Raw genomic sequence first — 12642 nt, forward strand, 5'->3', positions numbered from 1 at the left:
GTATAGGTATAGGTATAGGTATAGGTATAACTACAACAGCCCCCTCCAACTCACTTGCACGACAATCTTCCCAAACTGCTTCCCGGCTTCCATATACCGCATGGCCTGCTCCGTCTCCTCCAGCGGAAACACGATATCTACGACTGGGGTTACTCTCTTCTCCCGGACAAAACGGATCATCTGAGCGAAGTCATCGTTGGTCCCCATGGTGCTGCCGTGGATAGCCAATTGTTTCCAGAAGATCTCCGCCGGGTTTAGCTGGCCGATCATGCCGGTCGTGCCCCCATACATGCCGATGCGCCCGCCGGGGTTTGCCAGCTTCACCAGTTGCACAAAGCCCTCTCCGGCTGCGCCGTCTATACTGACGTCAAATCCGCCCGCCAATGCCTTCAGCTCCTTGCCCCAGTTTTCCTGCTTATAATTGATGCCACCCGTAGCCCCCAAGGCTTTGGCTTTTTCAATCTTTTCATCAGAGCCGGAGGTTACCCATACCTCTGCGCCGGCCGCGACAGCAAACTGCACGGCAAACAAAGCTACGCCTCCTCCTGCCCCGGTAATCAGCACGCGCTCACCTGCTTTCAGACCGCATTTCGTGAACATGGCCCTGTAGGCGGTCACCCCTGCCAAAGGCAAAGCGGCGGCTTCTTCAAATGTCAGGTGCTCGGGCTTAGGATGCAGGTTGGAAGCCGGCACTTTCACGTAATCGGCAAAGGTGCCATCCTGCGGCATACCCAGCACTTTGTACGCTTCGCTGTGCGCGTGCGGGTTGTCACCCCAATCCGTAGACGGATCGATCACCACCTCCTGCCCTATCCAGCCTGGGTCTACCCCTTCTCCTACTTCGGTCACGATACCTGCCCCGTCTGAACCCAGTACTGCCGGATACTCCTTGGTAAAATAGCGGCCATACTGGATCCACACGTCCCGGTGGTTCAACGCAGCGGCTTTCACCTGCACAATGACTTCTCCGGGACCCGCTGTTGGCTTCTCCTTTTCTATCGGCACAAAGGGACTATCGATCTTTTCTAAATATATCGCTCTCATTGGTTTCAGGGATTTATAAAAACAAGGTATACCTACAAAGATAAAACTTACGCTGAAAGTGAAACGCTGCCGCATTGGCATTTTGTCTCACAGCTCCTATCTTAGCACCCTCAGCCAACAGAACAGGAGCACATGCGCGACAACTATACGATCCGGGAAGCCACCCTCGCCGACATACCAACCCTCCATGAGCTGGCAGCAGCCATCTGGGAACCGACCTACAGCCCCATCCTGACTAAGGAGCAGATCGATTATATGTTTCAGTTGATCTATACCCCCGAAGCCTTGCTGCAGCAAATGCAGCAAGGCCAGTCCTTCCTGATCCTCTACAACGGGCCGGAGCCAATTGGCTTTGCAGCCTTTTCAGCCAAAGAGGAGCAGGTATACAAACTGAACAAGATCTACCTCTTACCGGAGCGACAGGGCGAAGGCTTAGGCAAGCTGCTGTTGGATACCGTTGAGGAAGAGGTAAGTGCACAGGGAGCACAGTTCCTGGATCTGAATGTGAACCGGCATAACAAGGCAAAAAGATTTTATGAACGTTGCGGTTACCACGTGCACCAGGAGGAGGACATTCCCATCGGTCCTTACTGGATGAACGACTACATCATGCGGAAACAACTGCCATAAAAAAAGAGGGCCGCTTCACAGCTGCCCTCTTTTTTAACCTTAATCTAATTTAATACTACAAGTGTGCAATCGGATCAGCATTGCCATCCGGATCACCCTTCACGTTGCCATCTGTTGCAATGTTGCCAAGCAACAGAATACCAGCCACGTGCGGAGAAGCCATTGATGTACCGCTGATAGTATTATAAGCGCCCCCTTTCCAGGTAGACTTGATGCTGACACCAGGCGCGCAATAATCTACCGGAGGATTACCGTAGTTAGAGAAGCTGGCCCAGGTATCGGAGCTGTTCATGGCAGAAACTGTGTAAACATTGTTATGATTTACACGCGAGGGAGATGAATTATTGGCATGCGTTGATTCGTTACCTGCAGCAAGGGCAAACTTAATGCCTTTGCCGGCAGCAGCGATGATGGCATCATCCAGTGCCTGCGAAACAGGACCACCCAAACTCATGTTGGCCACATCACCCGACTTGGCGTTAGCAGCTACATAATCCACACCGGCAATTACGCCCGAGTAAGATCCGCTACCGCGTGAGTCAAGCACTTTTACAGCCACTACCGTGGCATCATACGCTACCCCGATCACACCGATTGTGTTGTTTTTGGCAGCAATCGTACCTGCTACGTGCGTTCCGTGGCCGTTGCCATCGTTAGGCGCACCGGAATCGCGGCCAGATGTAAAGGCATTGAATCCCTGGCTGGTCGAAACATTCAGATCCGGGTGCGTCAGGTCGATACCGGAGTCAATCACATAAGCTGTTTTACCGGCGCCGCTAGCATAGCCAACGCGAGCAATGCCGTAAGGTATTTCCTGTCCGGTCGTGCCGCCACCGCCGGTTCCCGGCTTGGCCAGCATCACCATTCTGTCCGGCTCTACATAAGCCACACGTGAGTCGCCGCGAAGTTTTTCAACTTCAGCTTCCGTCATTTTAGCAGCCATACCTATAATGGCTTTGCCGTAAGCCTGCTCTATGGTTGCATTGCCAATACCATTCGAAGCAAGTATTTCCTGGCTCATCTCGCGCACCATCGCTACGCGTTCGGCATACGTTGCAGTACCATCCAGTCGCTGATTTCCATCTTGCTTAAATACAACAATGTACTGTCCCTTGATAATTGCACCATTCTGATCTACTGCCTGCAGGTCCTCTGTCGGATTTGCAGCATCAGGTGTCTCATTATCGCAAGATGTAAAACTAAATGCAGCCGTTGTCATAGCTGCTCCAAACAATACTGAACGCAGGACGTTCTTAACGCGTAGTGTATTTTTCATACTTGGTGAGTTGTTAAGTTAGTAAAATATTTAAGGTAAAAATAAGGATAGTGAATTCTAAGGTACTAACAGCGGTTTATATATACAAATAAAAATATAACTTTATTTTAACGATTCGCTTCCTTTTCTAGCAGCGTAGCTTATTAAATGGTAGGTGTTATAACGCTAAAAGCTCAGCCCAAACAAATATTCAATGAAACGTATATTATTCTTTCCCATTCCCGTATATTACCTTAAGTAATTGCATTATGGAGGTGGCCTGTTTTATACGGAGTTAAGTACATTTAGTAATGCCTATTTTATATATTATCCATAAAATGCAATTACACTGCACGTATGCTTTCTTCTCGTTTAGAGCATCTTTCGTTTATCAAATACCCTTCTTATATAGTCAACAGCACGTATTTAAAGTATAGACATGAAAAACATGACCCAAGCATTTTCTTCGAAAGGTATTATCCCTCTGATCGCCTGCATCTTATTCTTCAGCTCCTGCCAGACTCAGACCGAGGACCAGGCAACAGCCGGGAAAGATGACGCTGCAGCACAAGCGCCACTCGAACCGCTCACCTCCGAAAATGCCGTAGAGGTACTGACCGCTTTCGAAAAGGAAAACCCTGACAGCCTGATCCTGATCAGCACCCGACACGGGGACATCAAACTACGCCTCTATAAAGACACGCCGCTGCACAGAGCAAACTTCGTACGCCTCACCAAGGCCGGCTTTTATGACCAGGGGGAGTTTTACAGGGTAGTAAAGGGCTTTGCGGTGCAGGGAGGAGACTCAGACAACCGTACCATAAAGCAGGGCCCCTACAAGATCCCGCAGGAGTTTAAACCCAAACACATACACAAGCGGGGCGCCCTGGCCATGGCCCGCTACGGCGACGAGCAGAATCCGGACAAGGAGTCCTCTTCGCATAACTTCTACATTGTGCTGGGGGAGCCGAGAACAATGGAAGAATTACGGGCTTTCGAGGCCCAGCATGGCGTGAAGTATACTCCCGAACAGATTAAACTCTATACCTCGATCGGCGGTGAGCCTGCCCTCGATCAGCAGTATACCGTATTCGGGGAAGTGATAGAAGGGATGGACGTGGTGGATAAAATAGCAGAAGAACCCGTGGATAGTCAAAAATGGCCGCGTACCATCGTACAGCACAAGATCAAAGTAGTGGAGCAATAGTCAATCCTATATTTCCCCGCTTACCGGATGTACCAGATCGGTAGATCCGGAATTTCAACAAAAGTCAGCAAACATCATTAAAAAGGCGCTCTGATATCAGAGCGCCTTTTTAATGATGTTTGCTGGAGCTATACCTGATTCCGGGTTCATTCTGGGTTTCCGCAACAGCCATTGATAGAGCCTGGCCAGGTGTTTATGCGAAAGTTTGAGCCTGTACAAGGTATAGATAAGGTAATAACTGAGCTGAAGCCGGTATACCCCGTATTCGCGGTACTTGCGGGCAGAGGTGGTTACACAGGCAGGCAGCACCACAAAAGGAGCCTGTTGCCTGAGCCTGCTGATTATCTCCTGATCTTCAAGCAACAGGTATCTTTCCGCAAAACCACCTGCACGAAAGAATACCTCCCGCTGCACAAACAGGCTCTGGTCTCCGAAACGTACCGCATCGATATCGTAGCGCGTAAACCAGGCATTGCCCCTCAGAAACCAGTGCGGCTCATCGAATTGAAGCCGGTAACAGCCGCTGCCACTGCCCTTGCCAACTGCCAGTTCGAGTTGCTCCTGAAAGCCCGGTGGCGGGTAGGTATCGGCATGCAGGAAGTACAGGATATTCCCCCTGGCAAACCCCGCTCCTTCATTCAGCTGAGGTGCCCTGCCTTTTCTGGTGCAGTGGATAACCTGTGCCCCTGCCGCTTCAGCCAGACGGCAGGTAGCGTCTGTGCTGCCTCCATCGGCAACGATCACTTCCAGCGCTCCGGCTTTGCCCTGCCCATACAGGTAGGATACCAGGGCGCCTATACCTGTCGCTTCATTCCAGGTCGGGATGATCACACTTACCATAAGAATGTTCTTAGATGCTATACCCTGTTTGTTCGTTCGCTATACCTTGAAATGGGAAGCCGGTTTTAAACTTCCTCTACGAATTACTACCTTTAGCAGGATAGATACCACAACCATTATGTTTCGCCACTTCAAGTTCGTATTCCTGCTTGTGCTCCTGCTGCTTGCTTTTTTTACTAAAGTATCGTTGCAGGAGATGTTAGTCGTTGCGCTCGTGCTCTATGGCTTTAACTATTTTTTCAGCACCAGAACGAAGAATAAACCGCAACCGGCGCAAGCCGAAACCAAGGAGGAGATCAGAAAAGCCCTCATCAGTACCGGTACCGCCTACTATGCACAACTCAGCGAACCGCAACGACTTGTATTTGAAGAACGGGTCCTGAACTTCATCGGGCAAAAGCAATTTATTGCAAGAGGAGAAGGAATGGTAATCACCACCGAAATAAAGGTACAGATTGCTGCCTGTGCCGTTCAGCTTACCTTTGGCCTGCCGGAACTGCATTTCACCCACTTCCGCACCATCTTGATTTATCCGGATCGCTATTACTCTACGATCTATAAACGCTACCATTGCGGGGAAGTGAATACGAATGGAATCATCGTACTCTCATGGCGCGACTTTGAAACGGGCACCCGGAATGCGCAGGATGGCCTGAACCTGGGCCTGCATGAAATGGCCCACGCCCTGCACCAGGAGAACAGCCTCCACCCGGGAGCATACGATTTCCTGAATCAGGAATACCTGACCTGCTGGCAGTGCCTGTCCGAAGCAGAACAAAGCCGTATGCAGGCAGAGAAAAGTGTATTCCGTAGACTTTGCGCCGCACCCGACACGCATGAGTTTTTTGCTGTCACCGTGGAGCTGTTTTTTGAAATGCCCCTACTGTTGGAGAAGGAACACCCGGAGATATACCAGGCGCTGTCGAACCTGCTCAACCAAGACCCGGCCCGGCAAGCAGGATGATACAACTCCCTTTCCTGTTTTGCTACAAGCTGCTGTTCCTTCCACTGAGCCGGTTCACCCCGCTTAAAATACAAAACCCCGACCAGCCTGGATCGGGGTTTTGTATTTTAAGCGAAAGCGAAGGACCTATTGCACCGGGCGGTTCTTCACGTAGGTGTTCAACCAGGTATCCATTTCCCACAGCATGTGCAGGATAGACTCCTTGGCACTGTAGCCATGGCTTTCGTGCGGCAGGAACACCAGGCGCGTAGTAGCACCATGTCCTTTCAGGGCGTTGTAGAAACGCTCGCTCTGGATCGGGAACGTACCGGAGTTGTTATCTGCTTCGCCGTGGATCAGCAGTATCGGCGTTTTTACTTTGTCAGCCGCCGAGAAAGGGGACATACGGTTGTATACCTCCGGCGCCTGCCAGTAGGTACGTTCTTCCTGCTGGAAACCAAATGGCGTCAGTGTACGGTTATAAGCGCCGCTACGGGCTATACCTGCTGCAAACAGATCGGAGTGCGCCAGCAGGTTACCGGTCATGAAAGCACCGTACGAGTGGCCTCCTACGGCTATACGCTTCGGATCTGCTACGCCCATACCTACTACTTTGTCGATAGCTGCTTTGGCGCTGGCCACCAGCTGTTCTACATAGGTATCGTTTGGCTGCTCGTCGCCTTCCCCAACAATCGGGAAGTCCGTTCTATCGAGCACGGCATAGCCCTGCGTTACCCAGAACAGCGGAGAACCAGAGCTGATGCGGGTGAATTCGTATGGCGAACTCTTCACCTGTCCGGCAGCAGCAGCATTCTTGAACTCACGCGGGTAAGCCCACATCAGCATCGGAAGTGCCGCATCGCCTTTCTTGTAGTCCTTCGGTAGGTATAGTACGGCTGTCAGCTTCACACCGTCGTTGCGCTCGTACTGCAGCAACTCTTTCTGCACGCCTTCCAGTTGCGGGAACGGGTGCGGGAAGTTCGTTACCTGCGTCAGCTTCTTCTTGTTAAGATCGCGCACGAAGTAGTTCGGTACATCTTTTTCGGATTCTCTGCGGGTGATGATGCGCTTGCTGTTGAGTTCGATGATGTCCACCGGGCGCTCATAATAAGGAGCTTCGGAGCGGAACAGGATCTTGGCTTTCTTCGACTTCAGGTTAAACTCGCTCAGGAACGGACGGTTCCCTTCCGGCGAACCGCCTTCGCTGATCATGTAGATATTGTCGCCTTTCTTGTCGGTGAGCAGCACCTGTCGGCCATACTGGTTTTTCGTGAAGACTGGGCTGCCCGGGTCGGTATAGCCATCTTCGTAAGAGCGCTCGATCAGGACGGTGCCTGCTTTAGCTGGCTTGGACGTATCGACTAAGACAACACGCTCCGCACGGGTTTTCCAGAGGCGCTCGTTTACAAGGGCCATATTGTTGCCCCACTGTATGCCTCTGTAGCGGTACTTGGTGCCGGCCAGCTTTGCAGCCTTGCCTGAAAAGGGAGCATCGAGTGTGAATACAACGTCACGCTCTTTCACCTCTTTGCTGGCATCGCCGCCGTCCTGCGCTTCGGCCCAGTACAGGGTAGCCGGTTTGTCAGGGCGCCAGTTGTAGCTACGCGGGCCTTTGGCCACGTTATCGAAACCAATCGGAATATCTTCGGCCAGTGGCAGTTGTGCCAGTTGCTTCACTACTTTTCCGTCGCGGCTCCATACCTCCACGTTGTAGGGGAAGTAATAATGCGGTACCAGGTACGAGTAAGGTTTCTGGATCGTCTCTACCAGCAGGTACTGGCCGTCCGGCGACACGTCTATACTTTTGATGATACCGGCCTGCCCGATGTTCTGCTGCTTTCCGTCTACCGTAACCAGCTTCAGCTGTGTCTGCATGAAGTAATCGAACAGTTGCTCATCGTAGCGGTTCTTGAGCAGATCCTGGTAGGTACGCGAAGGATTCGCTTTGCCGATGTTTTGCTGAATGTTCGGACCGGCAGGTACCAGACTGGCTTTGGGAAGCTCCCCGCGTTTCTCGTCCACAAACTTCACCAGCAGCGACTTGCTGTTAGACATCCAGGAGAACGGGCTGCCGCTATACGCATCATTTACGCTAGCTTCGGTGAGTTTTCTGGCCTGCTTATCCGCCAGGCTGGCCACCCATAACTCTATACCTGTGGCTTTGGTCACGGTAAAGGCAATGTGCTTTTCATCCGGCGACCAGGTCACATACGAGATCTGCGCCTGCTGCGGCAGCCCGCTGATCTGGAACTCCTGCCCGCCATTCACTTGCTTCAGTTTGATGTTGTTGATAAAGGAGGCCCGGCTCTGACCGTTTGTGGCAGGGTTTATGCGGAGGCCAGCCAGACGGTTCTCCGGTTGCGCCAGCTCCTCCAGGCTAGGATAGCCCGCTCTTTCGAGTAGCAGCATCCAGTCGCCTTTTGAATTGATACTTACGCCGGGCGTGGAGGGCGCATCAATAATGGCAGCCATGGCTTCCGGTGGGCGCTGGTAGCCGATATTGACGTCCTTACTGCTTTTTTGCGCGAAAGCCCCGGGTGCAGGGGAGCCACTCCATAGCAGCAATCCCAGCAACGCAGCGGCCAGGCGCCTGGTTGGTTTGGTAGAGTTAAAGTACATTTCTTTTTGATTAGATAGGTTAGATGTGGGATTAGACAGTTAGTGAACGGGAAGGTTTAAGCTAGCATAATCAGCATTTTAAGAATACAACAGGCCGGCTTACTTCCGGCTAAATTTTCTTACAGGTTTTATATATCTGATTATACCTCTAACTTAATATTCTGATGAGAAAAACACTACGCTTACTCACATTTTCCGTTGGATTCCTGGCTTACTATACCTCTCTGGCACAAGCCACTTCCATACCTAAGCTGGAAATCGCCAAAGGTGACACCTACATAGTTGGGCCGGAAAACTTATTAGTGGTGGATACACTCATTCTGCACGATAAAGCCACCATCCGGTTTGCCCCAAACGGCAAAGGCCGGCTAGCTGCAAAAGTAGCCTATGTTGGAGATGCCTGCACCATTACTTCGAAAGGAGCGCACGGTAAACATGGAAAACTCGGAACTGCCGGCACAGATGGGGAAGATGGCAGTAATCTCGAAATTGCAGTTCACTTTATGAAGCTTGGCAGCCTGACCATCGATACACGCGGCGGAGATGGTGGAAATGGATATAAAGGAAAGCATGGAACCAAACCGAAAACGAAGCATGCCCACTCTACTACAATTGACAGCCAGGGTCAGGTCGCAACGGTTTATCAACCGGTGATCGGTGGCACAGGCTCTAAAGGAGAGGCAGGCACACCCGGCAGCGCTGGTGGGAATGGCGGGGACTTAACTTTAGCCTATAGCTCCAGCAACTTTGTTATAAATTTCAATCATAGTCCCCGATCCGGTCTGAAGGCAAGCGGCCTGATAGAAGTTTTGCATCAGACAGGGAAAGCCGGTCTGGCAGGGAAAGACGGAAACTCCTATGTAGGTATGAATGAAGCCGGAACAACAGTTATTACAGGAGGGCCAGTCACAAAGGCACATGAGCAAAAGCAAGTCGGTCAGATCATGCTGGTAAACAACAACATCCTGAAACCTTAACAATTGCCTCCTGCAGGTATAGCAAGCGCTATATTGATCTCTCAGCAGCTGTCATCCCAATAGTTCTGGTCCGGATAACAACGACAAATCAATAACCCGGTAGGTATACAAGGCGACGCTGACAGAGAGTATAGCAAGCTTGCCGCAAGGCTCATTCATTTAATTTTTGAAACTATTTGAGGGCTGTACTACTTTAAGGGGAAATACGTTTAAACATTAACATGAGCAAAGAATTCAATACACCCGATAAAGTGATCTATGTATGCACCGGCAGCAAGTGCAAAAAGAAAGGCGGCAAAGAAATTGGCAAGACGTTGCGGGATATAATCAAACTCATGGGGCTGAAAGGAAAGGTAGAAGTGGTCAAAACCGAGTGTACCGACCGTTGCGACTTCGCTCCCGTCATGAGTTTCCAGCCGGACAATGTATGGCTGCACCACACCACAGAAGAGATGGCGAAAAAGACTTTTCAGGACCACATCATACACTCAGATAAAATGCCATAAAAAAAGCCTTTGGATCAGATCCAAAGGCTTTTTTTATCATGAAAACTCTACTTAATCTTCGTAGGTATCTTCATATTTGATCTTCGGAACCCGTTTGTCGATCTCATACTGGCCGGTGCCTTCTTCTCCGATCACTTCAAAAAGTTCGAGGGCGCGGCGAGCCACATACTCTTCCTCGATCTGCTCCTTCAGGAACCACTGCAGGAAAGTGAAGGTCACATAATCTTTTGCTTTCTGGCAACGGTCGGCAATGCGGTTGAATGACTGCGTCACCGCGATCTCCTGCTGCAGTGCCTGCTCGAACACGCCTCTGAAGGAGTCAAACTCAATCTGGACGCCTGTGATATTTGGTGACACGGCTGTGCCGCCCATGTCGGATATGTACTTAAACAAACGCAGCATATGCTCCCGCTCTTCATCCGACTGCTTCTTGAAATAACCAGCGCTGAAGTCAAAGCCATTGCGATCACACCAGGCCGACATGGCCAGGTACATGGCAGACGCATCTGCCTCCATCTTTATCTGCTCATTCAGAATTCTTTCTATTTCTTCGGTAAGAGATGTTCTTAGCCTTAATAGATCCTTCATAATATTGGAAATTTTGTAGTTCAAAGTAAGGGCATGCCTTCAGACAGGCTACCTTTTATTAGTACCCTGAATATAAGGATAATGTTGTAAGAACGCTGTTGAAAGCTGAAATATGGAAGCAGTCTAAATAAAAAAAGCACAGCCAGTCGGCTGTGCTCAGGTTTGTGTCTTTAAAGTATAGCTTAGGCCATATGGGGCTGCAGGCACTCGTGCAGCATGCTGTTGAGTTCCATGCTGAACCTGGCGCCTGCCAGCAGTTCCTGGAAAGTGCTCAGTTCTGTCAGCGTCAGTACATAACAGCGGTCACAGCCGCACACCGACACGATCTCAAAGTCAGAAGAACGGGAGGTGCTGGCAGCCATCGTCTCCAGGTCAATGCTGTCCACAGCGTGCTTCAGGCGCAGAAACGCATCTACTTTGAGCACGGAAAAAGTCCCGTCAAAGTTTACCATCAGGCGGTTTTTGCGGTCACATTGGTATACGGCGCCACATGCATTGGCATAAATCTCAACTAAATCTGTGGGGGATTGCTGCTTCTCTCCTATCTTCGTTGGGGCTGAAATCATGGTAAACCGGGGGCTTGTTTATTTCTAACGCTACAAAGGTAAACTCTATTTAGAATCAGTCCAAATAAATTTAGATGATATTCATCACTTCCCTAAAAACTACACGCCTATGCCGGACAAAATAGACAAAGTAAACCTGCCGGAAAAGTTCGCTCAAATACCCGATTACTGGAATCCGCGCATTGTGGGGGAGCTGAACGGGCAGCAGGTGAAGCTGGCCAAGTTCAAAGGACCGTTTGAATGGCACCACCATGAGCAGGAAGACGAGCTGTTCCTGGTCGTGAAAGGCAGTTTCGATATGGAGTTCCGGGACAAGACCATCACCGTAAACCCAGGCGAATTCCTGATCGTGCCGCGTGGCGTAGAACATCGCCCGGTAGCGCATGAGGAGGCAGAAGTGCTGTTGTTTGAACCGGCCACGACCGTCAATACAGGCAACCTGGCACAGAATGACCGTACCCGAACGGACCTGGAACGTTTGTAAAGCCGCTGGTATACCTGCCGTTGTTACCTGAGCCTGGCTTTTTTGAGTACGGTCTTCAGGTTGAGGCGCACCAGCTCGCCCATGTGCGTACACTGCAGAAAATCATCGCACTGGTGGTGCTGGGCCAGCTCTTTTTTGAGCTGTTCTAATTTTTCGGGGGATGAAATGGTATCGTGGCGCATGCAGTCCACCAGGTCTTTGAGGCGATAGCGGGCGGAGCGCAGGCGCCGGAAAATGAGCGTGCGCTCCTCGTTCTGATACTGCTTCACGGTTTCGGGCTTGAGGAGCTTGAGCACCAGGTCCACGATCACGTTGTTGTCTTTGAAGAACTGCGGCAGGTACATCGTTTTGCGCCCTTCATAGGACTGCTGATCAAAGTCGATGGGCCGCACCCGGTACTGCTCATCCTCAAAGTCAGGCGTAATATCGATCACATAGTTATAGGACCGCATGTCGCCGAGCAGCCGCACAAAGCATCTTTCATTGAACTTCACAAACTCCTTGGCGATACGCACCTTGTTGGTGGCGGGCCTTTCGAGGTATTCTTTGATAAAAATGTCTCCGGGTATACCTGCAATATGTTCTTCTATCAGTGAGTGGCCGTCTACGAGGTAGCTGATCCGGTTGGGCGAGAGGATATGCTCCAGCTCCAGCCCATAGATACGGGAGGCATCAGCACGCTTGACATAAAAATAGTCGTAGTTGTCGTTGAGCTGGTTCATGATCTGCACCCGGAACGGATTGGAATTGCCGAAGGTGCAGTAATCGATCCGGGAAACGAAGAGATGCTCCATCACCGACATATCGCCATCCGTTTTGAGCAGGGCATAGATCTGCGTCAGTCCCCGATTCAGCTCCGCCTGCGCCTGCTGGTCGAACATGACGGTTTCCCACAAGGTATCATGCCCTTTTTTGTCATAGTAAGGGAAGGCATCGGTATAATGCACCAGGTCCTCGTAGTGTACCGGCAGCTTGGTTTCGCG

At 50.8% G+C, this 12642-nt stretch carries 13 protein-coding genes; 6 read left to right on the top strand and 7 right to left on the bottom strand.

The window, feature by feature from the left end; translation table 11 throughout:
* Window positions 1-30: 30 nt before the first annotated feature.
* A complete protein-coding gene (locus tag OB13_RS03855) occupies window positions 31-1044 on the bottom strand; it encodes a zinc-binding dehydrogenase (protein ID WP_461488828.1) in 1014 nt (337 codons plus the stop codon).
* 132 nt (window positions 1045-1176) lie between these two features.
* Between OB13_RS03855 and OB13_RS03860 the strand changes: the two genes are divergently transcribed.
* On the top strand, window positions 1177-1674 hold the full coding sequence (locus OB13_RS03860) for a GNAT family N-acetyltransferase (protein ID WP_461488829.1): 498 nt from the start codon (window positions 1177-1179) through the stop codon (window positions 1672-1674).
* 55 nt (window positions 1675-1729) lie between these two features.
* On the opposite strand, the gene OB13_RS03865 is transcribed toward OB13_RS03860, so the two are convergent.
* Window positions 1730-2950 carry a S8 family serine peptidase gene (locus OB13_RS03865; RefSeq protein ID WP_461488830.1) on the bottom strand — a complete coding sequence of 407 codons (1221 nt, stop codon included), beginning with the start codon at window positions 2948-2950 and terminating at the stop codon, window positions 1730-1732.
* Between the two features lie 427 nt (window positions 2951-3377).
* Here OB13_RS03865 and OB13_RS03870 point away from each other — a divergent pair, with 427 nt between their 5' ends.
* Window positions 3378-4136 (top strand): peptidylprolyl isomerase, encoded by a 759-nt coding sequence (locus OB13_RS03870; protein ID WP_461488831.1) that lies wholly within the window; start codon window positions 3378-3380, stop codon window positions 4134-4136.
* Between the two features lie 96 nt (window positions 4137-4232).
* Here the strand turns inward: OB13_RS03870 and OB13_RS03875 are convergent, their stop codons facing one another.
* On the bottom strand, window positions 4233-4976 hold the full coding sequence (locus OB13_RS03875; RefSeq protein ID WP_461488832.1) for a TIGR04283 family arsenosugar biosynthesis glycosyltransferase: 744 nt from the start codon (window positions 4974-4976) through the stop codon (window positions 4233-4235).
* A 118-nt stretch (window positions 4977-5094) separates the two neighbouring features.
* Here OB13_RS03875 and OB13_RS03880 point away from each other — a divergent pair, with 118 nt between their 5' ends.
* On the top strand, window positions 5095-5940 hold the full coding sequence (locus tag OB13_RS03880; RefSeq protein ID WP_461488833.1) for a zinc-dependent peptidase: 846 nt from the start codon (window positions 5095-5097) through the stop codon (window positions 5938-5940).
* A gap of 126 nt (window positions 5941-6066) precedes the next feature.
* Here the strand turns inward: OB13_RS03880 and OB13_RS03885 are convergent, their stop codons facing one another.
* Window positions 6067-8538 carry a S9 family peptidase gene (locus OB13_RS03885; protein WP_461488834.1) on the bottom strand — a complete coding sequence of 824 codons (2472 nt, stop codon included), beginning with the start codon at window positions 8536-8538 and terminating at the stop codon, window positions 6067-6069.
* A gap of 164 nt (window positions 8539-8702) precedes the next feature.
* On the opposite strand from OB13_RS03885, the gene OB13_RS03890 reads away from it, so the two are divergent.
* Both OB13_RS03890 and OB13_RS03895 read left to right on the top strand, forming a co-directional pair.
* Window positions 8703-9515, top strand: a complete 813-nt coding sequence (locus OB13_RS03890; RefSeq protein WP_461488835.1) for a hypothetical protein — start codon at window positions 8703-8705, stop codon at window positions 9513-9515.
* 221 nt (window positions 9516-9736) lie between these two features.
* Window positions 9737-10021 (top strand): NAD(P)H-dependent oxidoreductase subunit E, encoded by a 285-nt coding sequence (locus tag OB13_RS03895; RefSeq protein WP_461488836.1) that lies wholly within the window; start codon window positions 9737-9739, stop codon window positions 10019-10021.
* A gap of 51 nt (window positions 10022-10072) precedes the next feature.
* Here OB13_RS03895 and OB13_RS03900 read toward each other — a convergent pair whose 3' ends face one another.
* Window positions 10073-10609, bottom strand: a complete 537-nt coding sequence (locus OB13_RS03900) for a ferritin (RefSeq protein WP_461488837.1) — start codon at window positions 10607-10609, stop codon at window positions 10073-10075.
* A 182-nt stretch (window positions 10610-10791) separates the two neighbouring features.
* On the bottom strand, window positions 10792-11175 hold the full coding sequence (locus OB13_RS03905; RefSeq protein ID WP_461488838.1) for a hypothetical protein: 384 nt from the start codon (window positions 11173-11175) through the stop codon (window positions 10792-10794).
* 109 nt (window positions 11176-11284) lie between these two features.
* Here OB13_RS03905 and OB13_RS03910 point away from each other — a divergent pair, with 109 nt between their 5' ends.
* Window positions 11285-11659, top strand: a complete 375-nt coding sequence (locus OB13_RS03910; RefSeq protein ID WP_461488839.1) for a cupin domain-containing protein — start codon at window positions 11285-11287, stop codon at window positions 11657-11659.
* Between the two features lie 23 nt (window positions 11660-11682).
* Here OB13_RS03910 and OB13_RS03915 read toward each other — a convergent pair.
* Window positions 11683-12642, bottom strand: a 960-nt coding sequence (locus tag OB13_RS03915; RefSeq protein WP_461488840.1) for a hypothetical protein, incomplete at its 5' end; no start/stop codon positions are given.

The sequence above is a fragment of the Pontibacter sp. HJ8 genome (assembly GCF_054824225.1).

What these genes read in the sequence shown, in the direction of transcription:
- OB13_RS03890 (WP_461488835.1), top strand. Translation starts at nt 8,703, where the DNA reads ATGAGAAAAACACTACGCTTACTCACATTTTCCGTTGGATTCCTGGCT.
- OB13_RS03855 (WP_461488828.1), bottom strand. Translation starts at nt 1,044, where the DNA reads ATGAGAGCGATATATTTAGAAAAGATCGATAGTCCCTTTGTGCCGATA.
- OB13_RS03870 (WP_461488831.1), top strand. Translation starts at nt 3,378, where the DNA reads ATGACCCAAGCATTTTCTTCGAAAGGTATTATCCCTCTGATCGCCTGC.
- OB13_RS03900 (WP_461488837.1), bottom strand. Translation starts at nt 10,609, where the DNA reads ATGAAGGATCTATTAAGGCTAAGAACATCTCTTACCGAAGAAATAGAA.
- OB13_RS03905 (WP_461488838.1), bottom strand. Translation starts at nt 11,175, where the DNA reads ATGATTTCAGCCCCAACGAAGATAGGAGAGAAGCAGCAATCCCCCACA.
- OB13_RS03895 (WP_461488836.1), top strand. Translation starts at nt 9,737, where the DNA reads ATGAGCAAAGAATTCAATACACCCGATAAAGTGATCTATGTATGCACC.
- OB13_RS03865 (WP_461488830.1), bottom strand. Translation starts at nt 2,950, where the DNA reads ATGAAAAATACACTACGCGTTAAGAACGTCCTGCGTTCAGTATTGTTT.
- OB13_RS03875 (WP_461488832.1), bottom strand. Translation starts at nt 4,976, where the DNA reads ATGGTAAGTGTGATCATCCCGACCTGGAATGAAGCGACAGGTATAGGC.
- OB13_RS03910 (WP_461488839.1), top strand. Translation starts at nt 11,285, where the DNA reads ATGCCGGACAAAATAGACAAAGTAAACCTGCCGGAAAAGTTCGCTCAA.
- OB13_RS03860 (WP_461488829.1), top strand. Translation starts at nt 1,177, where the DNA reads ATGCGCGACAACTATACGATCCGGGAAGCCACCCTCGCCGACATACCA.
- OB13_RS03880 (WP_461488833.1), top strand. Translation starts at nt 5,095, where the DNA reads ATGTTTCGCCACTTCAAGTTCGTATTCCTGCTTGTGCTCCTGCTGCTT.
- OB13_RS03885 (WP_461488834.1), bottom strand. Translation starts at nt 8,538, where the DNA reads ATGTACTTTAACTCTACCAAACCAACCAGGCGCCTGGCCGCTGCGTTG.